The organism is Dactylosporangium sp. NPDC051541 (assembly GCF_044454505.1).
GTDB lineage: Bacteria > Actinomycetota > Actinomycetes > Mycobacteriales > Micromonosporaceae > Dactylosporangium.
The window spans coordinates 967,208-988,617 of the sequence record NZ_JBITDU010000001.1 but is presented as its reverse complement, the minus strand read 5'-3'; the positions used below and the strand labels follow the sequence as shown (position 1 = coordinate 988,617).

Below are 21,410 nucleotides of genomic sequence, written 5' to 3'. Positions count from 1 at the left end.
GTCCGACACTTCGTATCGGACTTATCGCCTTTATCCGGCGTCGGGGTATAAGTCCGATAAGTCGTGGCGCGCAGCGCCCGACTTATCGAGCCACACACGCAGCGCCCGCCTTCAACGAGCCACGCGCAGCGCCCGACTTCGCGGGGTCGGGCCGGATTCGCGAGGAAAAAGGAAAAGGCGCGGTATCAGGACGGGGCGACGATCTCGCCGTCGGTGTCGACCTCGGTGAAGGGCTCGCCGCGGACCAGGCGGACGATCGCCTCGTCCGGGGTCGCGCCGATCAGGAACTCGCCCGCCTCGTGCAGCAGGAAGACGCGGCCGTCGGCGGAGACGCAGATGTCGCTCGGCCCGTCCTCGTAGATGGCGATCGGGAACACCGGCATGCCGATGTCGCCCGCGTGTTCGGCGAACAGGTCGACCAGCACGCGGGCCTCGGTCGGCCAGAACTGGACGTCGAAGCCGCCCGTCGCCTGGCCCACCGGTTTGAGCTGGCGGAACTTCAGGCCGCCGAACTCCTCCAGCACGCGCCGGGCGACGGGGAAGAGCGGGAGCGGGACGCCGGTGGCCCAGGACTCGACCCAGGCGGCGACGCTGCGGTCGGAGCGCCAGCCGGCGGCGGTGAGGACCGTGCGGACGTCCTCGGGGAAGCGTTCGCGGGCGGTGACCTCGAGTTCGTAGAGCTCGGCGACCCCCTGCGGCGAGAGCGAAGGCCAGGTCGTCAGCTCGCCGGATTCCTTGTCGACGACCGCGAGGGGGGCGCCGACGATCTCCGGCGGGCGGTCGGGGTCGCCGGCCGGGACGCGGGCCCACGCCACGTAGCCGTGCTCGAACTCGTAGAGCCCGACCTCTCCGGCACTGACCGGAAGGCTGGCCAGGGCCCAGGGCCGGGCGATCTGTGTGGCTTCATCAGGCGTCACCAATGCCGCACCTCCGTGTTCGCTGGCCTATCGTATGCAGCCGGGCGCCGTACAGGTGCCCGGGCCACGGGGAGGGGACCTACCGGACATGCCGTCCCGCCGGGAACAGATCCAGTCGTATCAGTACCTGACGCAGCGCGTGGTGAACGCGTTCGTCTCGGGTGAGGCCGACCCGGCGATGTCGCCGACCCGCCGGCTCGCCGGGGCCGGGTTCGCCAGCGTCATGGTGGCCGTGCTGGTGGTCGCCGTCTTCGGGGTCATCGGCCTGATCAGTCACGGCGGGAACACGAGCTGGCAGGACAACAACGCGATCGTCATCGAGAAGGAGACCGGCACGCGCTACGTCTACCGCGACGGCGTGCTGTATCCGGTGGCCAACTACTCCTCGGCGGTGCTCGCGATCGGTCAGCCGGCGACCACGGTGTCCGTTTCGCGGGAGTCGCTGACCGGCGCCAACCGCGGGCCGCTGATCGGCATCACCGGGGCGCCGGACGCGCTGCCCCCGGCGAGCCGGATGAGTCGCGACGCCTGGTCGATGTGCGCGGTCGCGGGGCGCGACTCCAGCGGCGGCACGACCGTGGCCAGCCAGATCATGGTGGGCACGAAACCGGCGGGCGGGCAGGATCTCGGCGAATCGGCCTTCCTGGTGCGCGAGGCTGTGGGGCAGAAGTCCTACCTGGTCTGGAACGCGCACCGCTACCGTGTCGACGCCCGCCAGATCTTCGCGGCCATGGGCATCGACGGCCAGCCGCGCCTGCTCGTCGACGAGGCGTGGCTCAGCACCGTTCCGCAGGGGCTGCCGATCACGCAGCCGCAGGTGGACAACCGCGGCAAGACGTCCACCGCGCTGAAGAACTACCTGATCGGCCAGGTGCTCACGGTCAACGTCGGCGGGTCCACGACCAGCTACCTCGTGCGGGACAAGGACATCATCCAGGTCACCCAGGTCGAGCAGGCGCTGATCCTGGCCGACCCGGGCACCGCCGCGGCCTACCCGGGCGCGACCCCGCAGGCGAAGCAGATCCAGGCCTCCGAGGTCGCCAACACGCCCAAGGCCAACCGGGCCAAGTCCGACCTCGACCCGCCGGCCACGGTGCCGTCCATGGCGACCGTGGACACCGCGGGCACGCTGTGCACCACGTTCGCCGACGGGCAGGCCGCCCCCAAGTTCCTGATCAACGCCGACCCGCAGCCGGAGACGGCCGGCATCGCCACGAGCGGCACCGGCGGCACCGAGCAGGTCGCGACCCGGGTCGTCGTCCCCTCCGGCGGCGGGGCGATCGTGCGGGCCGCCCAGTCCGCCGACACCGAGGCCGGCCAGGTGTTCTTCGTCACCGACCAGGGCCGCCGCTACGCGCTGATGAACCCCGCGCAGCTGGCGTGGTTCGGCTACGGTTCGGTCAAGCCGATCGAGCTGCCGTCGTTCGTCGTCGCCCGGATCCCAGCCGGTCCCGGGCTCGACCCGAGGGCCGCCCAGCGCCCGGTCACCGGTTGATCTGGCAGTCTGGCGTGGTCACCCACTGCAGGAAGTGGGAGAACTTCGATACGGTGATGTGTACGAACGCCGCCCCACGGGGGCGTGGGTATCCGAATGGAGGTGGGTCTCAAGATGGCTGACAAGGGCGTAACTACCAATGCCGCGGTCATGGCGAAGACCGCTACGGACATCGACGGGGCCGCGGACCGGCTCACCGGCATGTTCAACAAGCTGATGGGCGAGCTCACCCCGCTGCAGTCGTCGTGGGTGGGCGCCGGTGGTTCCTCGTTCACGCAGATCAAGGAGCGGTTCGACACCGACGTCGCGAACCTCAACGTCGCGCTGCGCAGCATCGCGCAGGCGGTGTCGACGGCCGGCCGCGACTACACCCTGAGCGATGACGAGATGCGCCAGGAGATGCAGCAGGCCGGAGCGAGCGCCGGTGAGATCACCCGCGCCCTGATGATCAACTGATCGGGAACGGGGAGGAGAACCATGGCCGGTGATGAAATTGTCGTCAAGTTCGCCGCGCTCAACCAGGCGGCGGCCGACATCGGCAGCACGCTGTCGTCGATGCAGTCCGAGCTCGACACGGTCAACCAGCAGGTCGCGCCGCTGATCTCGAGCTGGGAGAGCGACGCCCAGGAGGCGTTCGTCCAGCGCAAGGCCGAGTGGACCGCCGCGGCCGACGATCTGCACCAGCTGCTCAACGGGATCAAGGGGGCCGTGCTCAAGGCCGCCGAGATCATGCAGGCCCGCGAGGCGGCCAACCTCGCGAAGTTCCAGCGCTGAGAAGCGACGGCCCGGCCCTGCGGTCGATGACGCACAGGGCTGGGCCGGACGCCGCCGGCGGGCGCCAGGGCTGCTGCCCGACCAAGGCACTGCTACAGCTCTAGGTCGCGCTGACCCCAGCCGGGAAGGCGTCGGCGAACGCCTGGTGGACCGGGGTCCGGGGCAGGCGGTCGTAGATCGCGAAGACCACGTGGTCGAAGCACGGGACCCGCTGCAGGGCCTCGGCGAAGGCGCGGGCCACTTCGGCCGGCACGTTGCGGAAGACGCCGCAGCCCCAGGCGCCCAGGACCAGGCGGCGGTGGCCGTGCGCGGCGGCGATCGACAGGACGCGGACGGCCCGGCGCCGCAGGATGGCCGGCACGTCCGCCGCGTCCGCCCGCTGGTTGGTGAGGATGGCGCCCAGGTTCGGGGCCGCGGCCGTCAGGAACGTCGTGCGGAACGGGGCGTCGAGCAGGTCGGCCCGGTCGTCGCGGAAGCACGGCACCGATGGTGAGTAGATGACGCGGTCGCTGTAGCGCAGGTCGCGCTGGTGCCGGTGGAAGTCGTAGAAGTCCGGGGCCGTGCGCAGGCAGGCGTAGAGGGCCGAGGACCGGGCCAGGCTCTCCTCCTGGGCCTGCGCGCCGCCCAGGAAGCCACCGCCCGGGTTCTTCGCCGAAGCGAACACCAGCGTCGCGGCGTCACCGGCGCGGCGGGCGGCGGCCAGCGTCGACTCGCGGGTCACCTCGACGGTCACGGCCGCGGCCGGGAAGCCGCTCGGGACCGGGTCGTCCGGGGTGTAGAGGCGGGTGCCGGCGACGGCGGCGCCGACCGCGGCGGCGATGTCCACCGTGGTGCCGGACCTGGCGGTGTAGGTGCCCCGCTCGGCGATCGCCACCGTCTCGCGGGCGATCTGACGCAGACGGCCGCTCACGGGCGACACCGTAGCAAGGAGTACCCCTGACAAACGACACAGTTACGGCGCCGCCGCCGGCCCTATCGTCGCCAGATATGAGTGAACCCGTCTCCCAGCAGCCGCAGTCGCTCCCCGAGAGCGCCCGGGCCCGGCTCGGCCGCGCACAGCAGGGCAAGCCCTTCTTCACATCGGACTTATCGGTCAACGAGTTCGTGCTGACCACGCAGGCCGGGTTCGAGCCGCTCGGGCTCGTCATGGGGACCTGCATCTACCACGTCGGGCTGCAGCAGTCGAAGTGGAGTGTCAGCCAGGAGCTGCAGGTGCTGTCGCAGGCCATGTACCAGTGCCGGGAGCTGGCGATGGCCCGCATGGAGTCGGAGGCCGACGCGCTCGGCGCCGACGGGGTCATCGGGGTGCGGATCCGGTCGCTGAACTACCAGTTCGCGTCCGACGTGCTCGAGTTCGTCGCGGTCGGCACCGCCGTGCGGGGTACCGGCGGCCAGCCCTACCGCACCCCGCAGGGCCGCCCGTTCACGTCGCACCTCAGCGGGCAGGACTTCTGGACGCTGCACCGGCACGGTTGGCTGCCGCGGGGCCTCGTGCTCGGCACGTGCGTCTATCACATCGCGCACCTGACGTTCCGGCAGATGCTGTCCAACGTCGGGCAGAACGTCGAGCTCACGAACTTCTCGCAGGCGGCCTACGACGCGCGCGAGATCGCCATGGACCGGATGCAGTACGAGGGGCAGCTGCTGCAGGCCGACGGGATCGTCGGGGTCACGGTCGAGGAGTCGGCCTGGGAGTGGGGGCAGCACGCGATCGAGTTCTTCGCCATGGGTACCGCGGTCGCCCGGCTCCGCCCCGACGCGCAGCCGGAGCACCCGACGATGGTCATGCCGTTGACGTGAACCGCCGCAGCGCGCGCACCGCCGCGGCGTCCGAACCCGCGGCCCGGATCAGCTCGGCGGTGAGCGCCCGGCACCACTCGTCGGCGCTCACCGTCTCCGACGCCAGGATCACGCCGCGGGACTCGTGCCGGATGACGGTCACCGGCCGGGCCCCGACGGCATCGCGGTCGAGCTCGAACCGGCGGCCACCGACCGAGACCGTCAGCCCGAGCACGGCCGGCTCGCGGCGGCCGAGGCGGGCCTTGAACCGGCCCTCCCGGCGGACCTCGACCAGGTGCGGCGGCAGCGCGGCCTCGAGCGTCGCCAGGAGCAGCCCGCCGTGCAGTGACAGGTCGTCGGTGCACCGCCGCAGCCGCGCGGCGACCAGCTCCAGGTCGTCCATGGGCCGATGGTACGGCGGCGACCGTGTGAGAATGCGGCGGTGCCGGATCGATATGCGCGCTTCTACGCCCCGCTCGCGCTGCTGCTGACCGCGCTGTCGTTCGCGCCGCTGTTCGAGACCGTGCACGGCGAGGTGTTCACGCGGCAGTTCGGCATCATCTTCGACTGGGCGTAGCGGCGCGGGGGCGAGCCGGCGGTGCTGGGCCTGATCCTGCTGGGCGGGCTCGTCGCCGTCCTCGTGGTCCTGGCGATGCGCCGCGGCGACGGGCCGTGGCTGCCGCTGACCTCGGTCGTGCTGGAGCTGCTGGTCGTGCTCATGCTGCTCACCAAGCCCGGCACCGGAAGCCCCGCGCCGGACCTGACCGTGTTCGGGCGCATGGGCCTGGCCCTGCTCGGCTGCGGGGTCCTGATCGGGGTCTGGCACCTGCTGCACCAGCTCGTCCTGGCCCGGTCGCGATGACGCGGCCGGGCGGTGGCGGCCGCCTAGCTTCCGGTGGCGGCGCGGGTGTTGCGGCGGCGGGTGGCGACCAGGACGGCCGTGCCCAGGGCGACCAGGCCCACGCCGAGACCCGCGATGAGCACGATGTCGAGGCCCGTCCGGGCGAGTCCGCCGCCGTTGCCGCCGCCTCCACCACCGCCACCGCCGCCGCCGCCGTTCGGCGGCGCTGTCGTCGCCTCCGGGTTGCTGCTCACCACGACCTGAATCGGCATTCCGCCGTCGTCACCGCCCTCGGCCCGCGCCGGGGCGGCGTTCAGCAGCAATGCGAACACCGTCGCCAACACCATGGCTAGGCGTAGGCACAATTGGTGCGTGCGGGGTGACCTCATGAATTGTCCGTTCTGCCGTCGGGCATCGAATCATCCCGGCCTGGCCGGCATAGCATTGACATAGCACTGAGCCGGTTCTGTCGCATTGACGAAGTTCCCCGATTGCCGAATACTCGAAGCCGGAACAAGAACGGCGAAGTATCACATTGCCGGGACGGGAGCGATCACGCGGTGGAGATGATGCGCCAGGCCGCCTCGCCGCGGGTGCGGCGCGGGACCGGGGTGTCCTCGACCACCCCGCGGGTCAGCCGCTCGACCGCACGCGGCGCCTCGCGCAGCAGCCGCCGGCCCTCGGTCGGCACGGCCGCCGGCAGCGCCGCCAGAAACCGCCCGACGTTGTACTGACACTCACGGGCCCGCAGGTAGGAGCGGTGCGAGACGGCGACCGGCACCCCGTCGAGCTCGACCCGCCAGACCCAGTGGCCGCTGGTGCCCAGCGCCGTCGACACGGCGTTGAGCCGGCCGGCCCCGGCCACGACACCGAGCACGGCCTGGCGGCACTCGGCCTCGGTGGTGAAAGGGTGCTCGCCCCGGCCCAGGATCCGATTGTTGGGCGAGCACAGCATCCAGGCGGTCCGCTGTTGCGGGTCGGCGACAACGTCGTCATCGTCGGGTGTGACGATAGCCAGGAAAATGAACCGCGGCGGCAGCATGCAGACATTCCTCCCCGAATGTTGTGTTGCCGGCGCGCCGGGCGGACGGTAGCCCGACCGGCGCGTAGGCCACCGTGCTGACACTCGATATCGGCGATGACGTCATACGCGTTCCCGCTCGCACAACGGACATGCACGAGATGAACATCAAGAAACGCGAAGTAAGCCATTCAGCAGCATTGCCTGACCGAACAGTCGATAGCTGCGCGCGTCTTCACCGTGCATGAGCATGACCGGGCCTACGAGCGGCGCCGGGCCCCGTATCGCATGGTGACGCCGAGCGCGATCAGCCCGGCCGAGACGCCGACCAGCGAGACCACGTCGGTCCCGGTCACCGGCAGCTGCCCGGTGTTCGCGGCCGGAGTCGTCGAGATGGACACCGACGGCGTCGGCGACGCGGACTCCGAGGCGCTCGCGGAGGGTGACGGCGAGGCCGAGGCGGACGCGGACGCGGACGTGGACGGCGACGCGGAGGCCGAGGGCGACCGGGACGCCGAGGGCGACGCGGAAGCCGAGGCCGACGGCGAAGGCGAGGTCGGGGTCTCGCCGCGGACCTGCCAGGTGCCGTCGGCCTTGAAGTCCACGATCAGGGCGTCGGTGAACGTGCCGGTCCCGGCGCCCGTGCGGCAGTCGACCACGAACAGGAACGAATCGTCGACGCCGCCGGTCCCGTTGCCGGCCAGCACCGGAATCGTGTCCATGGTGGTCTGGAAGCCGGCGCCGAAGTTCGGCGACACGGCGACCGCGCCCGGGACGTTGAGGGAGATCGTCTGCTCGGTGCCGGCCTCGTCGATGGTGTTGACGTTGGCCAGGGTCGTGCCCGGTGCGCAGGCGGTCTCGGCGGTGAAGCTCGGCGACTCGCTGCCGTCGCCGTGGTTGGGGAACAGGTGCAGGGTGCCCATGGTGATGCCGGCCGGCAGCGGGGCCGGCACGGCCGTCTGACCGATCGCGGGGATGAGCATGCTCACCCCGACGGCTCCGAGCACCGCGGCCAGCGCGAGGCCCAGCCGCTTCGAGCGCGTGGTCTTCATGAGGGGGTTCGCGTCCCTTTCTGGGTTCGACGATGTCGGAGGTACCAGATGCCGGCTCCGACGAGGATCAGCGCGACCGCGATGCCGGCCCACCCGCCGGCCGGGAAGCCCGGGGCGGCCGCGGGCGCCGGCGAGTCCAGGACCCGCCACCCGCCGGCGGCGTCGAACTCGACGATCACGGCGTCGGTGTAGGTGCCGTGCGCGGCGCCGGTGCGGCAGTCGACGAGGAACAGGAACCGCTCGGCCGTCCCCGGTGTGCCGGCGGCGGCCTGGGCCGTGGCCATGTCGACCAGGAACTTGGCGCCGAAGCCGCGCTCGCCGACGGCGTCGCCCTCGACGTTCGCGGAGAGGGTCTGCTCGACGCCGGCGAGGTCGATGGCGTTGACGTTGGCCAGGTGCGTGCCCGGGCGGCAGGAGTGCTCGGCCGTGAACGACGGCACGTCGGCGCCGGTGCCGGCGGCCGGCGTCAGGCGCAGGCCGCCGAGGTGGACCCCCGTGGGCAGCGGGTCCGGCACGGCGGCCGCGGCGACCCCGGGGACGGCGCCCACAAGCAGCGCCACCAGCAGGGCCAGGAGCCGGCGCATCAGCCGAACCGCCCGTTCACGTAGTCGGAGGTGCGCGGGTCCTGCGGGGTGCCGAACATCGCGTCGGTCGGGCCGTGCTCGACGATGTAGCCGGGCGTGCCCTGCTCGGCCAGGAAGAACGCGCAGTGGTCGCTGATCCGCTGGGCCTGCTGCATGTTGTGGGTGACGATCACGATGGTCACCTCGGCCACCAGCTCCTGGATCGTCTGCTCGATGACCCGCGTCGACGTCGGGTCCAGGGCCGAGCACGGCTCGTCCATCAGCAGCACCCGCGGGCGTACCGCCAGCGACCGCGCGATGCACAGACGCTGCTGCTGGCCGCCGGAGAGGGCCCCGCCGGGCTGGCGCAGCCGGTCGGCGACCTCGCGCCACAGGCCGGCCTTGGTCAGGCACTCCTCGACCAGCGAGTCCTTCTCGGCCCGGGTCGCCCGCCGGCCGGTGAGCCTCAGCCCGGCGATCACGTTGTCGTAGATGGACATCGCCGGGAACGGGTTCGGCTTCTGGAACACCATCCCGATCTGGCGGCGGGCGTCGGTCAGGCGCCGGGCCGCGTCGTAGATGTCCCGCCCGTCGAGCATCACCTCGCCGGCCAGGGACGCGCCGGGGATCAGCTCGTGCATCCGGTTGAGGATCCGCAGGAACGTCGACTTGCCGCAGCCGGACGGGCCGATCAGCGCGGTGACCCGGCCCGCCTGCATGTTCAGCGAGACCCGGTCCAGGACCTGGTGGTCGCCGAACCACGCGCTGATGTCGCGGGCGTCGAGCCCGGCCAGTGCGGGCAGCTCGCGGTGGATGCCCAGGTAGTCGTCGTAGGCGGCGATGGCCTGCGGCGTGGTCGTCCACGTGTCGTCGATGGTCACGGGCAGCTCCGTTCAGATCAGGTTCGGCAGGAGCCGGGAGACGTGGTCGGCGGTCGCGATGCCGAGGAACCCGACCACCGGGACGGCCACGATCCAGGCCTGCCAGGTGCCCCAGAACACCCGCGCGGCGGAGAGCAGCGCGACCGCGAGCAGCAGGGCCTCGCCGATGAAGACCAGCGGAAACCACACGCCGGTGTCGACGGCCATGACCTGCTCGGACGGGTACAGCTGGCCGGCTCGCAGCGGCCGCTGCGGGGTCGGCTGCACCGGGGAGGTCAGCTCGGCGTCGACCCGCAGCGCGTCGGTGGGCGCGAACATCCCGCCGTAGGCGGTGGTCAGCACGAGCCGGCCCTGGCCCGCCCCGGGCGGCGGCGGCACCGGCATGCCGCCGTGCCGGACGCCGAGCACCTTGAACTTGTGCTCGCCCTGGCCGGTGACGACGGTGAACTCGTCGCCGGGCAGGAGTGTCTGGAGGCGGCCGAACGGGCCGCCGTACGTGGTGGCCTTGCCCATGATCACGCTGACACCGGCCTGGCCCGGCAGCGGCGTGTCGCGCCGGTGGCCGGGCCCCTGCTGCAGCACGCCCCCGGTGGTCCCCTCGAAGACCACCTCCTTGCGGTGCAGCTTCGGGATGTCGATGACCGCGACCGGTGCGCCGAGGTCGAGTACCTTCGCCGGGTCCTCGGGCTTCGTCTGTCCGGTCGGGGCCAGGCCGAGCGCGAGGTCCTTGCGGAAGTCCGCGTAGGCGGTCAGCTGCTCGCGGTCATGATGGAGCCGCGAGAGGAAGCCGATGTAGCCGCCGAATCCGAGCAATGTCAGCGACAGCAGCGTGATGGCGGTCGTGATCACCTGCACCACCGGCGGGGCTTGGCGCTTCGGCCGCTTCGGCGGCTCGATCGGCCGGAGCGGCGGCGTGATGTCGATCGGCGGCGGCGCCACGGCGGGTGCGCTCATTCCGCGCTCCCGCTGCCCGCGAGGGCCTTCTTCTTCAGCTCCTCGACCGTCTCCTTGCGCGCCTTCGCCACCGCGTCGGCGACGACCCGCTGCTGGCGGCCGCGGCGCGCGCGGCGGACCCAGCGGACGAGGAGGTAGCCGCCGGCGAGCAGGGCCAGGATCAGCAGGACCGTCCACGGCGTGGCCCAGAGGAACGCCTCGCCCTCGGCGGCGAGGGGAGTGTTCGGCGCCGGCGGCAGGCCGAGCGCGGTGATCTGGGCCGGGGTGACGCGGACCTTCGCGGTCATCGGGCCCAGCGGGAAGACGCCGTCGAGGTGCACGGTGAACTGGACCGTCGCGCCCGGGAGCAGGTTGGGCAGCGCGCCCGGGTTGACGCCCGCGACCTTCACCCAGTACAGCCCGTTCACGGCGATCTCGGGGGTCAGGTTGAGCCGGACGTTCCCGGTGTTGCGCACGATCAGGGTCACGTCGGTGCGGCCGCCGCGCAACGGGTTGGCGGTGCCGTGGTAGCTCGCGCTCACCGACTGCACGGCGATCCCGGCGGTCAGCGGGCCGGTCACCCGCAGGTACATCGGGACGCCGAGGCGGCGGTCGACCTTCACGGGCCCGGTGGCGCTGTTCTCCTCGACACCGATCGAGGCGAGCACGCCGCCGGTGTGGTCGCCGGGCGTGGCGGTCGCCGGGACGGTCAGGGTGAACGGCTCGATGGCCCGCTCATTGGGCTTGAGGGTGACGGTGGTCTTCTGCAGCGTCACCCAGGAGCCGATGTCCTGCGGCTTCTCCGCGGCCGGCTGCAGCTGCAGGACGCCGTTGTTCCCGTTCTGCGCGTCGGTGGAGTACAGCTGAAAGGTCACGGGCATCGCACTGAAGTTGGTGACGGCGACGTAGTCGTGGATGACGCTGCCGGGCGCGATGCCGAGGTAGGAGAACTCTTTGCGATTGTCGGGCCCGTTCGCGCTGGACGGCTGCACGGCCCACGTGATGGAGCCCGGGGTGGGCTCGGCCGCGGCCGGGCGCACCGGCACGAGGATGGCCAGGCCGATCAGCAGGCCGGCAACGGCACGCAGAGTTCTCATCGCAGCACGTCCATTCAAGATTTTTTTCCGGGGGTACCGCGGGAGGAGCGCACGAGTCGCGCGCCCCTCCCTGATCGGAGCTAGGCGAGCGGGGTGCCGCCGAGACCGGTGATGGTGATGGTCGCGGCGTAGGTGCCCGGCGTGGTGCCCTTCGGGAAGTCGAGGGACAGGCCCGCACCGAGCTTGCTGTCGCCGAGACCCTTGCCGGCCTGGGCGCCACCCAGCGAGCTGGCGCTGGTCAGGCCCGGAGCGGCGTTGGTGTTGACGGCCGGACCGGCGGTGACGTTCGCCGCCGCGTTCTGCGTGACCACGGCCGGCACCCAGCCGAGGCTGTTGCCGGAGAAGGACTTGGAAGCGTCCGCGATGTTGGTGAAGTTGCCGACCTGGCCGGTGACCGACCAGCCGGGAACCGTCTGGTCGCGACCGTCGGAGACGTTCACGTTCTTCAGGTTGCCGTCGGCGTGGAAGTGCCGCGCGTCGCCGGTGCCGGTGAGGTGGGCGGTGCCCATGTCAACGATGCCCGGGTCCACGGTCAGGGTGAACACGCCCTGCTCCGGCGGCACGCCGACCTGGATGTTCTCCGTGGCCGACTGCGTGTCGCTGGCGACCGTGACGGTGGCCGCGGAGGACGTCGAGTCCTTGTAGGCCGCCGTGTTGGCCGAGTGGAACGTCGCGGTGATGTTGTGCGGGCCGTTGCCGAGCGCCGTCGTGGAGAAGGTGAAGGCGCCGCTGCCCGACGGGGTGGTGAACAGCGAGGTGCCGCCGTCCTTGAACTCGACCGTGCCCGCCGCGGCGGCCGGGGCGACCGTCGCCGTGAGGGTCACGTTGGTGCCGGGCGCGACCGTCTGGCTGGCCGGGGTCAGCGTCGTGGTCGTGTCCGCGGCCGGCTGCACGTCCTGGTGGACCTGCCAGCTGCCGTCCGCCGCGTAGTCGACGATGACCGCGTCGGTGAACGTGCCGGTGCCGGCACCCGTGCGGCAGTCGACGACGAACAGGAACGACTCGGCGCCGCCGTTGCCGGCGAGCACCTGCACCGTGGACATGTCGGTGTTGAACGTGCTGCCGAAGTTCGGCGACACGGCCACCGCGCCGGGCACGTTGTTGGAGATCGTCTGCTCGGTGCCGGCCAGGTCGATCGTGTTGACGTTGGCCAGGTTGGTGCCGGGCGCGCAGGCGGTGTCCGCCTTGAAGCTCGGCGTCTCGGAACCGTTGCCGGAGCTCGGGGTCAGGTGCAGGCCACCGAGGTGGATACCCGCGGGCAGCGGGTTGGGGACCTGAGCCTGGGCGGCGGCGGGGGCGAGCAGGGTCGCACCCATCGCCCCGAGCACCACACCGGCCGCGAGGGCCTGGCGCTTCAGGGAAGTGGTCTTCATCAGGGGCTACACTGACCTTTCGGATAGAGGGCAATGCCCGCTGCACAGCCCTGGACGACCCTGGGGATGGCCCCCCAGGGAGTCTGTTTGGGTGGATCAGTCCAGGTCGCTGTGCGGAGGTCCGGCACCTGGCGGCACGGCGCCGACCAGGTGCCGGTCCGGTTTTGCCTGGCTCAGTCGGAGCCGTAGGCGCGGAGGTTGTCCGCGATCTGGCCGCAGGTGTGGCCCAGCGGGGAGCCGTTGAGCAGGCCGAAGCCGAAGTTCAGGATGACGGCCGACTTGCCGCAGAGGCCCTGGCCCGGACCGAAGACCGCGTAGAGCTGCGCGTCGAACGCCGCGTTGCCGACGTTGACCTTCTTCCACTCGACCACGTTGTAGACCTCGCGGCGGATGAGGAAGGAGGCGTTGAGGTTGCCCGTCTCCGACGTCGGGAAGGCGCCGGACAGCGGGTTGACGGCGGTGCCGTTCGCGGTGTTCACCAGGCTGTGCAGGTGAGCGCCGTGGCGGCGGTCGCCGTGGCCGTTGCGCTGGCCGACCCACTGCGAGATCGAGTACGGAGCCAGGCCCAGCGCGTCGTTCTGCAGGACGGTGCCGTCGTGCTCCTCGACGATCGCGCCGTTGTAGCCGGCGCCGTCCCAGGCCTTGTCGTGCAGCCAGGCCGGAACCGTGGTGACGCCCATCTTGCCGAGCCAGTAGGTGCGCGTCCCGGAGCCGTTCTGCGGGATGTACAGGTGGATCGGCGTCGCGCCGCCCGCGCACGGGGCGACGTTGCACTGCGGGTCGTAGGTGACGCCGTTGATGGTGACCGTGGCGCCGTCGCGGTACAGCTTCTGCAGCGTGCCCTGGCCGGTGGCGGCGTTGGACGCGTCGTAGCTGAGGGCGTTGTAGTTGGTGGCGGTGGCGTCACCGAAGTGCGAGCTGGCCACGGCGACCGCGTCCAGCGCGAACGGGACGTACACCCAGCGGCCGGCGGCCGAGCCGTTGGTGCCCGGGTCGCTCGAGGAGCGGGCGAAGTCCACGCAGCCGGCCTCCGGCTGGTCGGCCTCGTCGGCGAACGGCGCGTTGATGGCCGCCGTGACGCCACCCGACTGGCGGATGGCGGTGACGCCCTGGCCGGAGCCGTTGGGCCGGTTGAAGGTGCAGTTGCGCTTCGGGGCGATCACCAGGTGCTGCACCCGGGTGATCGGGTCGATGGCGTCCCACGAGCCGACGATGCCGTTGCCGATGCTGTCGCCGGCGCCGTTCATGACGTCCTGGGTGGTGTCGGAGCCGACACCCGCCAGCGCGCCGACCGGGTCGGCGGAGGCGGGCCCGGCCACGCCGGCGACGAGACCCGTGGCGACAGCCGCGGTGGCGATTCCGCCGACCAGCAGCTTGCGCACGAGCCGCTTCGTGTTGATCATGTGCGTCCTTTCCTGCGATGGGGGCCGCAACGCCCGCTCCGTCTCGAAGCGAGCGACAACATCTTGTGGAAATCGGGACGGGCGCCGATACCGGTCGCGCATGGAGGATCGCGATATTCGCGGGTACGCCGGACTTAAGGGACGGTTAACGATTTATAGAGATTTGTCCGCTGATCGAGGCCTGCTCGTTACGACTCGGGGCGGCGGCTGAGGACGAGCCGGAGCAGCGGTCCGCCGACCGCGCCGCCCGCACCGGCGACGAGCACGACCACCAGCGCCCACCGGACCACGCCGATCGCCAGGGGTGGCGTGGTCTGCGCCGCCGGGACCGGGCTGACCGACGTGAGGGCGAACGGCGGAGCCGACGACGATGACGCCACCGGCCGGGCCCCGGTATTGGGCACGGTGCTGGAGTTGGAGCCGGCTCCGCCGTTGTTGCCGGAGTTGCCGTTGCTGCCGGTATTCACGGACCCGCCGTTGTTGGTGCCGCCACCCGTGATCGTCCCGTCGCTCGTCCGGCTCGGCGTGGGCGTCGCGAGGGGGTCGTCCAGCAGCAGCAGTGCGGCGCCGGCCATGGCGATCCGGCGCCAGGTGTCGGGCAGCGGGAGGTATCCGTGCGGCAGCCGGCCGGGGTCGACGCCCGGCTGCTGGCCCTCGTTGACCGCGAACTTGACGAACGCGGCGTAGTCGGCCCGGGCCTCCTTGTCCAGGTTCAGCCGGACCGCCGCGTAGGTGATCGTGCTCAACGGGTAGCCGCCGGCCCCGGGGTCGGTGGCGTCGACCTGCGGCAGCTTGAACGTGTCCGGCTTGGCGTGGTTGACGGCGGTGGTGACCGACGCCGACGTCGGCGACACGCAGCCGGTGCCGTCGGCCTTGCACAGCTCGGCCGGGACGAGGCCGTAGTTGGCGACGCTGGCCGTGTCCATGGCGCCCCACATGAACGTCTGACCCGGCAGCTGGACGGGGTGCGCGACGACCCACCAGCCGGCCCCGCCGGACGGCGACTTCGCGTTGGGGTCCCAGTCGGCTCCGTGCGGGCTGTTGGCCGCGCGGGTACGGCCCGCACCCTCGTCGTAGTTCTCCATGTAGGGCAGCAGGTCCAGCGTGCAGCGGCCGGTGTCCGGCTCGCCCGGGCCGGTGACGAAGCAGGCGTTGGGGCGCGGGAACGAGTCCATCGCCTTGATGCCCAGATCGAGCGCCTTGTACAGGGGGTTGACGACCATGCCGTACTCGTCGGGCCGGCCGCCGAGCCAGTCCCGGGCCGACTGGTCGGCCCGGATCCAGCGCCAGATCTGGTCGATGACGCCGGAGTGCTCGGCCGTCAGCAGGGGCGACGTGAGGTTGCTGCCCGACCGGTCGCCGAGACCGGGATTGAGCTTGGTGAACTCCGGGTCGGTCACGAGGAAGGACGGGTTCAGCCTGGCCCAGTCGGGCGGCGGGGAGCTGTTCGTGTACTCGGTCAGGTCGGTCTTGTACGACTGGGTCAGAGCCTTGGCCAGCAGCCGGGGCGTCAGCTTGACCGGCGTGCTGACGTAGCCGTTGCTGAGGTTCACGTTGAAGCCGAACGTCACCGCCGACACGGCGACCGGCATGTAGACGATCGGCGGCAGGGCGGGCGGGTCGGAGCCGGCGCGGACCGCCTCGCTGCCGACGACCACGTTGGTGAAGGCCAGGCCCGTCTCGGAGAACGAGTTCGACAGCTCGGCACTGTTGGAGGCCTCCGGCGTGGTGGCGTAGCCGTAGAGCTTCTTGCAGTTCGCCGCCGCGTTCAGCGACAGCTGCCACGAGAACACCGCGTGGGAGACGAGCTCCGTGCCCTGCGTCTGGCGCTCCCGGGCGGACCCGATCGGGCAGTTCGGCTCGACCGGGCTGTAGCCGAGGCGGACCTGGATGCGCTGGGCCCACGTCGCGGCACCGAGCGGCGACTCCTGCATCGTGACGGCCGGTCCGTCGCCCTGCAGCTTCCAGCCGTTGGGCTCGTACTCCCCGCGCGGCACGATGACCAGCCAGCAGTCCCGCGGCTTGCCGTTGTCCAGGATCGCGCCGCAGCCGAGGACCGGCGACTCGCGCTTGGTGAACGTGTTGAAGTACAGGTCGCCGGTCCCGTCGGCCCGGGTGTTGGCCAGCTGGACCTCGTTGGTGTTGCCGGCCTTGAACGGGTACAGCGCCGGGTTGTAGATCTTGTCCGTCGTACCGACCGGGGTGAACGGCACCGAGTAGACGTTGGTGGAGGTCCGCGGGTCGTGGTGGGCGTAGCCGGGGGCGGCCGGGTCCTCAGCCGGGTCGCAGCCGACGGAGGCGGTGGTGCCGTCGGCCAGGGCCGGCGGGTTCGTGGTGCTCGGCGTGTGGCTCGCGCAGACGCTACCGCCGCGGCCCGAGGTGTAGAGGCCGCCCTGGTCGCTCTGGCGCAGGCCCTCGCTGCCGAACTGGCAGTGCTCCGGGTCCGGCCCGGCCGCGTCGTCGCCCCAGCACTCCATCAGCTGCAGGTAGTTGGCCTGGAAGCCGCCGCGGGTCTGCTTCCCGCCCGTCCACATGACCTTGACCGCCTGGTGGACCAGGTTCTTGGTCTGCCCGACGGTCACCGCGAGGTTCTTGAAGTCGTCGTGCATGAAGGCGTACGGGCTGTCGGGGTCCCGCGCCTTGACGACCGTCGTGTTGTCGGTGCCGAGCAGGCCCTTGTCCCAGCGGACGGTGACCGCGGAGTCGGTGATGCCGTTGCCGGTGATCTGGTCGACGGTGTCGGCCCGGGCCGGCTCGACCGGCCCGAGCGCGACCAGCCCGAGGCCGGCGAGGGCGGCGGCCACACCGCTCGCGACCCGCCGCCGGACCGCCGGGCCGATCGCCACGAAGACGCGGCTCATCGCGGGCCCCCGGTCCCGTCGCGCCGGGCCCGCCGGTTGGCGCCGTACTGCGCCGTCAGCGGCGGGATCAGCCCGAGGCCGAGCAGCAGGGCCGCCGCGACCACCATGAGCGCGACCTCCATGCCGTTGCCCAGGGCGGGCGAGGTCTCGACGGCCGCCGCGTCGACCTGGCCCGGTGCGCCGTTGCCGCCGCCGGTGCCGCCGTTGCCGCCACCGGTGCCGCCCTCGCACACACCGGTGTCGGGGTCGCACGTCGGGGTCGCCGCGGTGCCGCCGTCGCCCGTGCCGCCGGTACCGCCGTCGCCGGTGCCGCCCGTGCCGCCGTTGGTGTTCGTCCCGCCGGTCCCGCCGTTCGTGTTCGTCCCGCCGGTGCCGCCGTTGGTGTTGGTGCCGCCGGTCCCGCCGTTGGTGTTCGTGCCGCCGTTGCCGCCGTTGTTGCCGCCGGCGCCACCGGTGCCGGTGGTGCACTGCGACGAGCCCTGCTTGTCGCAGTCGGGCGGGAACGGGTCGTTCGCGGCGAGGACGTTGGTGCCGTCCGGGGAGAACGTCGGGTTGTTGCAGGTGCTCATGTCCGACGGCGGCGGCACCTCGGCCCCGGGCACCAGGGCCAGCTGCCCGAACCCGGCCTGGACCAGGTTGATCGGCAGCGCCGAGTAGCCGAGCGCGTTGACCAGACTCTGCCCCTGGCACAGCAGATACTTGCCGAAGGCGCCGAGGGTGAAGCCCTTCTGGGTGCTGAAGCCGAATTCGGTGGTCGTCGGCAGGATCATGTACGAGTAGGACGACAGCACGTAGGTCCGCTTGTCGGTGTTTGCGTAGACGCCCGACAGGTCCTGCGTCAGGTACTTCGCCTTGTCGCTCTTGTCGTTGTTGATCTTCGCCTTGAGCAGCGACACGGCGACGTGGCCGGCGGTGGGCTCGGTGTAGTAGCCGGCCTTGTTGAGCACCTTCGCGACCGGGAAGCCGGCCTGGATCGCGTAGGAGTACTCGACGTAGCCGATGGCGCCGACCGCGCCCGCCTGGCTCACGTAGCCGGAGACGCCGAGGTCGCCCGGCTGGCCGATCATCGCCGACCGGCCGAGGACCGGGTAGGACGACGTCTGGGTGCAGGGGGTGCGGCCGACTTTCTGGCAGTACGCCGACCAGGTGCCGCTCTGCTGGTCCACCATCCACTGGGTGAACTGGGCGCTGGACCCGGACCCGTCGGAGCGGACCACCGGCACGATCGTGATGCCGGGCAGGGCCAGGCTCGGGTTGTCGGCCTTGATCGCCGGGTCGTTCCACTTCGTGATGACCCCGGTGAAGATCTTGGCGACGTTCTCGCCGGACAGCCGCAGGTTCGTGACCCGCTTGTTGCCGATCTTCAGGTTGTACATGAACGTCGTGCCACCGGCGGTGTCCGGCATGTAGACGTACCCGCGATCCGGCGGATTGTCCTTGTTGTTGCCGTCCAGGACGCCGTACGGGATGTCGGACGCGGCCCAGTCGAGCGTGCCGTCGCGGAACTTGGACCGCCCGGTCGTGGAGCCGCTGCGCTCGTAGTCGACCCGCATGCCGTACTGGGACATGTTGCCGATCCACGCGTGGAAGGCGTTGTAGGACCAGGTCGAGCCGCCGCCCGAGATCGGCACGTAGTCCGCGGCGCGCGCCGGGCTCGCGGGGACGAGGCTCACGAACGCCGCGCACAGCGCCGTGATCATCGCCGCCGTCCGGCGTCGCCATCGAATCCGGCGAGTAGTCATCGTGCGGCCTCTTCCTCACGCAGAACAAGGGTCGGTTCGGTACGGGTCATCCGGCGGACGTCCCGCGCGGAGGCGACCGCGCGGAGGCGCCGGCCGCGGGCACTGAGGTCGCCGGCCGCGCGGCCGCCGATCGTGCGGGCGACGATGAACAGCAGGAGCACCAGGATCAGCAGGACCGAGGCGGTGCCGAAGCCGCGCGCGATCTCGTTCGGCTCCGGGGACTGGACCTGGGTGAAGGCCAGCAGCGGCAGCGACATCATCGAGCCGTGGAACGGGTCGAGGTTCATGTAGCCGGTCGCCCCGGCGGTCAGCAGCACGGGCGCGGTCTCGCCGATGGCGCGGGCGGCACCGAGGATGACGGCCGTGGCCAGGCCCGAGCGGGCGGTCGGCAGCAGCACGTTCCAGGTGGTCCGCCAGCGGCTCGCGCCGAGCGCCAGCGAGGCTTCCTTGAGCGACCCGGGCACCAGCCGGAACACGACGTCGGAGGTCCGGATGATGATCGGCAGGATCGTCACCGCGAGGGCGCAGGCGGCCGAGAACCCCGACGGACCCCAGTGGAAGATCAGGATCAGGGTCGCGTAGATGAACAGGCCGGCGATGATGTCCGGCAGGGCGGTCATCGCCTCGACCACGGTGCGGATGAACCGGGAGAAGCGGCCCGGCACCTCGTGCAGGTAGATCGCCGCGAGCAGCCCCAGCGGCACCGAGATGCCCAGCGCGATCCCGAGCTCGATGAGCGTGCCGGCGATCGCGTGGAGCACGCCGCCCTTGGTGAGCGGGTCGGTGGCCAGGGTCGAGCGGACGTCCTCGGTGTAGAAGTTGAGGTGGATCACCGCCCGCCAGCCACGGCTGAACGTGTAGACGATGACGAACACGAGCGCCGCGATCAGCACACCGGCCAGCGAGTGCACGACGAACGCGCTGATCCGGTCCCGCATCGCGGCGCGGTTCTCGTCGAGCGAGACCAGCACCGAGTAGCACAGGACGACCACCAGCCAGGTCACGACGACGTAGCCGAGCAGGCCGGTGAACGGGCCGAGCTGCAGCCACAGCACGCCGGTCGTGGCCGCGCCCGCGCACAGCGCGCCGAGGATCGCGAACCCGTCGGTGCGCCGGATGCCGCTGGTGCGGCGCCGGGTCTGCGCGTTGCCGCCGCCCGGCCGGCCCGGCACGACGGTGGCGGCGACCGGGGACTTCTCGAGGACGGTCACGGTGCCTCCGCTTCGCTCCAGACCGGCCATGGTCACACCTCGCTCATGGCGCCGGAGCGGGACCGGGAGACGACCCAGGCCGCGGCGAAGTTGACGAGGAGGGTCAGCACGAACAGGGCCACGCCGGCGGCCATGAGCGCCGAGATGCCGAACGGGCTCGACTCGCCGTACCGCAGCGCGATGAGCGACGACACCGAGCTGGTCCCGTGCTCGAGGACCCGCGGCTGGATCTCGAAGCGGGGAGAGATGATCATGACCACGGCGATCGTCTCGCCGAGCGCGCGGCCCAGGCCGAGCATGGTGCCGCCGACGACGGCGCCGCGGCCGAAGGGCAGCACGACGCTGCGGATCATGCCCCACCGAGTCGCCCCGAGCGCGTACGCCCCCTCGCGCTCGCCCATGGGGGCCAGGCCGAACGCCTCCCGCATCACCGAACAGGCGATCGGCGCGACCATGAGCGCCACGACCACGCCGGCGATGAACGTCGAGGAGGTGTAGGCGGTCGCGGTCGCGAGGGGGTCGTGCCGCTCGACGCCGCCGACCTTGAAGACCGGGATCCAGCCGAACCAGTCGGCGATCCACCGGGACAGGTCGATGATCTTCCACTGTAGGAAGAACGCGCCCCACAGGCCGAACACGACGCTCGGCACGGCCGCCATCAGGTCGACCATCGCGACCATCGTGCGCTTGAGCCAGCGCGGGGCGTATTCGGAGATGTAGAGCGCCGTGCCCATGGCCAGCGGTACCGCCACCGCGATCGCGACCAGCGCGATGAGGATGGTGCCGACGATGACCGCGGCGATGCCGAAGCCGCCGCCGTCCGGGTTCCACTGCTCGGTGGTGACGAACGAGAACCCGGCCGCGCGGAGCGCCTCCCAGGCCCGGTAGGCCAGGAACGTGCCGACCAGCACCATCAGCACCAGCACCAGGCTGCCGCCACCGCGGGCCAGGCCGAGGAACGCCTTGTCGCCGGGGCTGGCGTTGGCGACCAGCTTCCGCCGCTGCTGGCGGGCGACCGGCCCCAGTTCGACGCTCATCGCCGGCTCTGCAGGGCGACGACGCTCTCGGCCGGCTCGGCGTCCGCCGACAGCTCGACGAACTTGGCCGCGCCGAGCAGGCTGTCCTGGTCCCGCTGGTACCACCGGCCGCTGGCCGCGACGGGCACGCCGCCGAGCTCCAGCCGCCAGCCCCAGCGGCCGGTGGGCCGGTCGTGCACCGGCTGCCGGACGAGCCGGTCGGCGCCCGCCCGCAGCTCCGCGAACGCGTCGAGCGCCTGGCGGTAGCTGGAGTAGCTGAGCGCGCTGCGCCCCAGCTCGTGATTGTTCGCGCCGATCAGTCGCCAGGCGTACCAGTCACCCCGGCCGGCCGGCGTCGAGCGACCCATACGGTGCGGGTGCACCGCCGCCGGTCCGCACAGGACCTGGATCCGTACCTGCGGCATCTACAGTCTCCAGCCTCGTTCCGCAC

The 21,410-nt window shown here is 71.5% G+C and carries 23 protein-coding genes; 6 read left to right on the top strand and 17 right to left on the bottom strand.

Annotated features, from left to right (window positions below; genetic code table 11):
* Positions 1-185 precede the first annotated feature (185 nt).
* Positions 186-917: an SUKH-3 domain-containing protein gene (locus ACIA8L_RS04535; RefSeq protein WP_395900330.1), complete on the bottom strand. Its 732-nt coding sequence runs from the start codon at positions 915-917 to the stop codon at positions 186-188.
* A gap of 88 nt (positions 918-1,005) precedes the next feature.
* On the opposite strand from ACIA8L_RS04535, the gene eccB reads away from it, so the two are divergent.
* From eccB to ACIA8L_RS04520, 3 genes are all read left to right on the top strand, one after another.
* Entirely contained in the window at positions 1,006-2,412 is a 1,407-nt protein-coding gene (eccB, locus tag ACIA8L_RS04530) for a type VII secretion protein EccB (RefSeq protein ID WP_395900328.1), read from the top strand.
* A 114-nt stretch (positions 2,413-2,526) separates the two neighbouring features.
* The gene (locus ACIA8L_RS04525; protein ID WP_395900326.1) at positions 2,527-2,868 is read left to right on the top strand and encodes a WXG100 family type VII secretion target; all 342 of its coding nucleotides are present in this window, start codon (positions 2,527-2,529) and stop codon (positions 2,866-2,868) included.
* A gap of 21 nt (positions 2,869-2,889) precedes the next feature.
* Positions 2,890-3,186 (top strand): WXG100 family type VII secretion target, encoded by a 297-nt coding sequence (locus tag ACIA8L_RS04520; RefSeq protein ID WP_395900324.1) that lies wholly within the window; start codon positions 2,890-2,892, stop codon positions 3,184-3,186.
* Between the two features lie 100 nt (positions 3,187-3,286).
* On the opposite strand, the gene ACIA8L_RS04515 is transcribed toward ACIA8L_RS04520, so the two are convergent.
* Positions 3,287-4,096, bottom strand: a complete 810-nt coding sequence (locus ACIA8L_RS04515; RefSeq protein ID WP_395900322.1) for a TIGR02452 family protein — start codon at positions 4,094-4,096, stop codon at positions 3,287-3,289.
* 77 nt (positions 4,097-4,173) lie between these two features.
* Between ACIA8L_RS04515 and ACIA8L_RS04510 the strand changes: the two genes are divergently transcribed.
* Positions 4,174-4,986: a heavy metal-binding domain-containing protein gene (locus tag ACIA8L_RS04510; protein WP_395900320.1), complete on the top strand. Its 813-nt coding sequence runs from the start codon at positions 4,174-4,176 to the stop codon at positions 4,984-4,986.
* Here the strand turns inward: ACIA8L_RS04510 and ACIA8L_RS04505 are convergent.
* A complete protein-coding gene (locus ACIA8L_RS04505; protein ID WP_395900318.1) occupies positions 4,970-5,368 on the bottom strand; it encodes a hypothetical protein in 399 nt (132 codons plus the stop codon). The genes ACIA8L_RS04510 and ACIA8L_RS04505 overlap by 17 nt on opposite strands.
* 39 nt (positions 5,369-5,407) lie before the next feature.
* On the opposite strand from ACIA8L_RS04505, the gene ACIA8L_RS04500 reads away from it, so the two are divergent.
* Both ACIA8L_RS04500 and ACIA8L_RS04495 read left to right on the top strand, forming a co-directional pair.
* Positions 5,408-5,542: a hypothetical protein gene (locus ACIA8L_RS04500; RefSeq protein ID WP_395900316.1), complete on the top strand. Its 135-nt coding sequence runs from the start codon at positions 5,408-5,410 to the stop codon at positions 5,540-5,542.
* A 21-nt stretch (positions 5,543-5,563) separates the two neighbouring features.
* The gene (locus ACIA8L_RS04495; RefSeq protein ID WP_395900314.1) at positions 5,564-5,827 is read left to right on the top strand and encodes a hypothetical protein; all 264 of its coding nucleotides are present in this window, start codon (positions 5,564-5,566) and stop codon (positions 5,825-5,827) included.
* A gap of 23 nt (positions 5,828-5,850) precedes the next feature.
* Here ACIA8L_RS04495 and ACIA8L_RS04490 read toward each other — a convergent pair whose 3' ends face one another.
* The 14 genes from ACIA8L_RS04490 to ACIA8L_RS04425 form a co-directional block, all read right to left on the bottom strand.
* Complete coding sequence (locus ACIA8L_RS04490) at positions 5,851-6,138, bottom strand: hypothetical protein (protein ID WP_395900313.1); 288 nt, start codon at positions 6,136-6,138, stop codon at positions 5,851-5,853.
* Between the two features lie 221 nt (positions 6,139-6,359).
* Positions 6,360-6,848 carry a hypothetical protein gene (locus tag ACIA8L_RS04485; protein ID WP_395900311.1) on the bottom strand — a complete coding sequence of 163 codons (489 nt, stop codon included), beginning with the start codon at positions 6,846-6,848 and terminating at the stop codon, positions 6,360-6,362.
* Between the two features lie 239 nt (positions 6,849-7,087).
* Positions 7,088-7,879, bottom strand: a complete 792-nt coding sequence (locus ACIA8L_RS04480) for a hypothetical protein (RefSeq protein WP_395900309.1) — start codon at positions 7,877-7,879, stop codon at positions 7,088-7,090.
* Positions 7,876-8,463: a hypothetical protein gene (locus tag ACIA8L_RS04475; RefSeq protein ID WP_395900307.1), complete on the bottom strand. Its 588-nt coding sequence runs from the start codon at positions 8,461-8,463 to the stop codon at positions 7,876-7,878. The genes ACIA8L_RS04480 and ACIA8L_RS04475 overlap by 4 nt, the downstream gene beginning before the upstream one ends.
* On the bottom strand, positions 8,463-9,236 hold the full coding sequence (locus ACIA8L_RS04470) for a phosphate ABC transporter ATP-binding protein (protein WP_395901727.1): 774 nt from the start codon (positions 9,234-9,236) through the stop codon (positions 8,463-8,465). Before ACIA8L_RS04470 ends, ACIA8L_RS04475 begins: the two co-directional genes overlap by 1 nt.
* A gap of 99 nt (positions 9,237-9,335) precedes the next feature.
* Entirely contained in the window at positions 9,336-10,277 is a 942-nt protein-coding gene (locus tag ACIA8L_RS04465) for a sortase (protein ID WP_395900305.1), read from the bottom strand.
* Positions 10,274-11,353: a WxL protein peptidoglycan domain-containing protein gene (locus tag ACIA8L_RS04460; RefSeq protein WP_395900303.1), complete on the bottom strand. Its 1,080-nt coding sequence runs from the start codon at positions 11,351-11,353 to the stop codon at positions 10,274-10,276. The genes ACIA8L_RS04465 and ACIA8L_RS04460 overlap by 4 nt, the downstream gene beginning before the upstream one ends.
* An 80-nt stretch (positions 11,354-11,433) precedes the next feature.
* On the bottom strand, positions 11,434-12,726 hold the full coding sequence (locus ACIA8L_RS04455) for an Ig-like domain-containing protein (protein ID WP_395900299.1): 1,293 nt from the start codon (positions 12,724-12,726) through the stop codon (positions 11,434-11,436).
* Between the two features lie 173 nt (positions 12,727-12,899).
* Positions 12,900-14,129, bottom strand: a complete 1,230-nt coding sequence (locus tag ACIA8L_RS04450) for a hypothetical protein (protein WP_395900297.1) — start codon at positions 14,127-14,129, stop codon at positions 12,900-12,902.
* Positions 14,130-14,317: 188 nt separating this feature from the next.
* The gene (locus tag ACIA8L_RS04445; RefSeq protein WP_395900295.1) at positions 14,318-16,990 is read right to left on the bottom strand and encodes a hypothetical protein; all 2,673 of its coding nucleotides are present in this window, start codon (positions 16,988-16,990) and stop codon (positions 14,318-14,320) included.
* Complete coding sequence (locus ACIA8L_RS04440) at positions 16,987-18,690, bottom strand: phosphate ABC transporter substrate-binding protein PstS (protein WP_395900293.1); 1,704 nt, start codon at positions 18,688-18,690, stop codon at positions 16,987-16,989. Before ACIA8L_RS04440 ends, ACIA8L_RS04445 begins: the two co-directional genes overlap by 4 nt.
* Before the next feature lie 38 nt (positions 18,691-18,728).
* Complete coding sequence (pstA, locus tag ACIA8L_RS04435; RefSeq protein WP_395900291.1) at positions 18,729-19,943, bottom strand: phosphate ABC transporter permease PstA; 1,215 nt, start codon at positions 19,941-19,943, stop codon at positions 18,729-18,731.
* Positions 19,944-19,975: 32 nt separating this feature from the next.
* Complete coding sequence (gene pstC, locus ACIA8L_RS04430; RefSeq protein WP_395900290.1) at positions 19,976-20,980, bottom strand: phosphate ABC transporter permease subunit PstC; 1,005 nt, start codon at positions 20,978-20,980, stop codon at positions 19,976-19,978.
* Positions 20,977-21,384 (bottom strand): hypothetical protein, encoded by a 408-nt coding sequence (locus ACIA8L_RS04425; RefSeq protein WP_395900288.1) that lies wholly within the window; start codon positions 21,382-21,384, stop codon positions 20,977-20,979. The genes pstC and ACIA8L_RS04425 overlap by 4 nt, the downstream gene beginning before the upstream one ends.
* Positions 21,385-21,410 lie beyond the last annotated feature (26 nt).

Bases quoted from the DNA above. Each gene is read 5' to 3' on its own strand.
- ACIA8L_RS04505 (WP_395900318.1), bottom strand. From the start codon at position 5,368: ATGGACGACCTGGAGCTGGTCGCCGCGCGGCTGCGGCGGTGCACCGAC.
- ACIA8L_RS04465 (WP_395900305.1), bottom strand. From the start codon at position 10,277: ATGAGCGCACCCGCCGTGGCGCCGCCGCCGATCGACATCACGCCGCCG.
- ACIA8L_RS04485 (WP_395900311.1), bottom strand. From the start codon at position 6,848: ATGCTGCCGCCGCGGTTCATTTTCCTGGCTATCGTCACACCCGACGAT.
- ACIA8L_RS04510 (WP_395900320.1), top strand. From the start codon at position 4,174: ATGAGTGAACCCGTCTCCCAGCAGCCGCAGTCGCTCCCCGAGAGCGCC.
- eccB (WP_395900328.1), top strand. From the start codon at position 1,006: ATGCCGTCCCGCCGGGAACAGATCCAGTCGTATCAGTACCTGACGCAG.
- ACIA8L_RS04480 (WP_395900309.1), bottom strand. From the start codon at position 7,879: ATGAAGACCACGCGCTCGAAGCGGCTGGGCCTCGCGCTGGCCGCGGTG.
- ACIA8L_RS04475 (WP_395900307.1), bottom strand. From the start codon at position 8,463: ATGCGCCGGCTCCTGGCCCTGCTGGTGGCGCTGCTTGTGGGCGCCGTC.
- ACIA8L_RS04450 (WP_395900297.1), bottom strand. From the start codon at position 14,129: ATGATCAACACGAAGCGGCTCGTGCGCAAGCTGCTGGTCGGCGGAATC.
- ACIA8L_RS04425 (WP_395900288.1), bottom strand. From the start codon at position 21,384: ATGCCGCAGGTACGGATCCAGGTCCTGTGCGGACCGGCGGCGGTGCAC.
- ACIA8L_RS04455 (WP_395900299.1), bottom strand. From the start codon at position 12,726: ATGAAGACCACTTCCCTGAAGCGCCAGGCCCTCGCGGCCGGTGTGGTG.
- pstC (WP_395900290.1), bottom strand. From the start codon at position 20,980: ATGAGCGTCGAACTGGGGCCGGTCGCCCGCCAGCAGCGGCGGAAGCTG.
- ACIA8L_RS04520 (WP_395900324.1), top strand. From the start codon at position 2,890: ATGGCCGGTGATGAAATTGTCGTCAAGTTCGCCGCGCTCAACCAGGCG.
- ACIA8L_RS04525 (WP_395900326.1), top strand. From the start codon at position 2,527: ATGGCTGACAAGGGCGTAACTACCAATGCCGCGGTCATGGCGAAGACC.
- ACIA8L_RS04445 (WP_395900295.1), bottom strand. From the start codon at position 16,990: ATGAGCCGCGTCTTCGTGGCGATCGGCCCGGCGGTCCGGCGGCGGGTC.
- ACIA8L_RS04440 (WP_395900293.1), bottom strand. From the start codon at position 18,690: ATGATCACGGCGCTGTGCGCGGCGTTCGTGAGCCTCGTCCCCGCGAGC.
- ACIA8L_RS04460 (WP_395900303.1), bottom strand. From the start codon at position 11,353: ATGAGAACTCTGCGTGCCGTTGCCGGCCTGCTGATCGGCCTGGCCATC.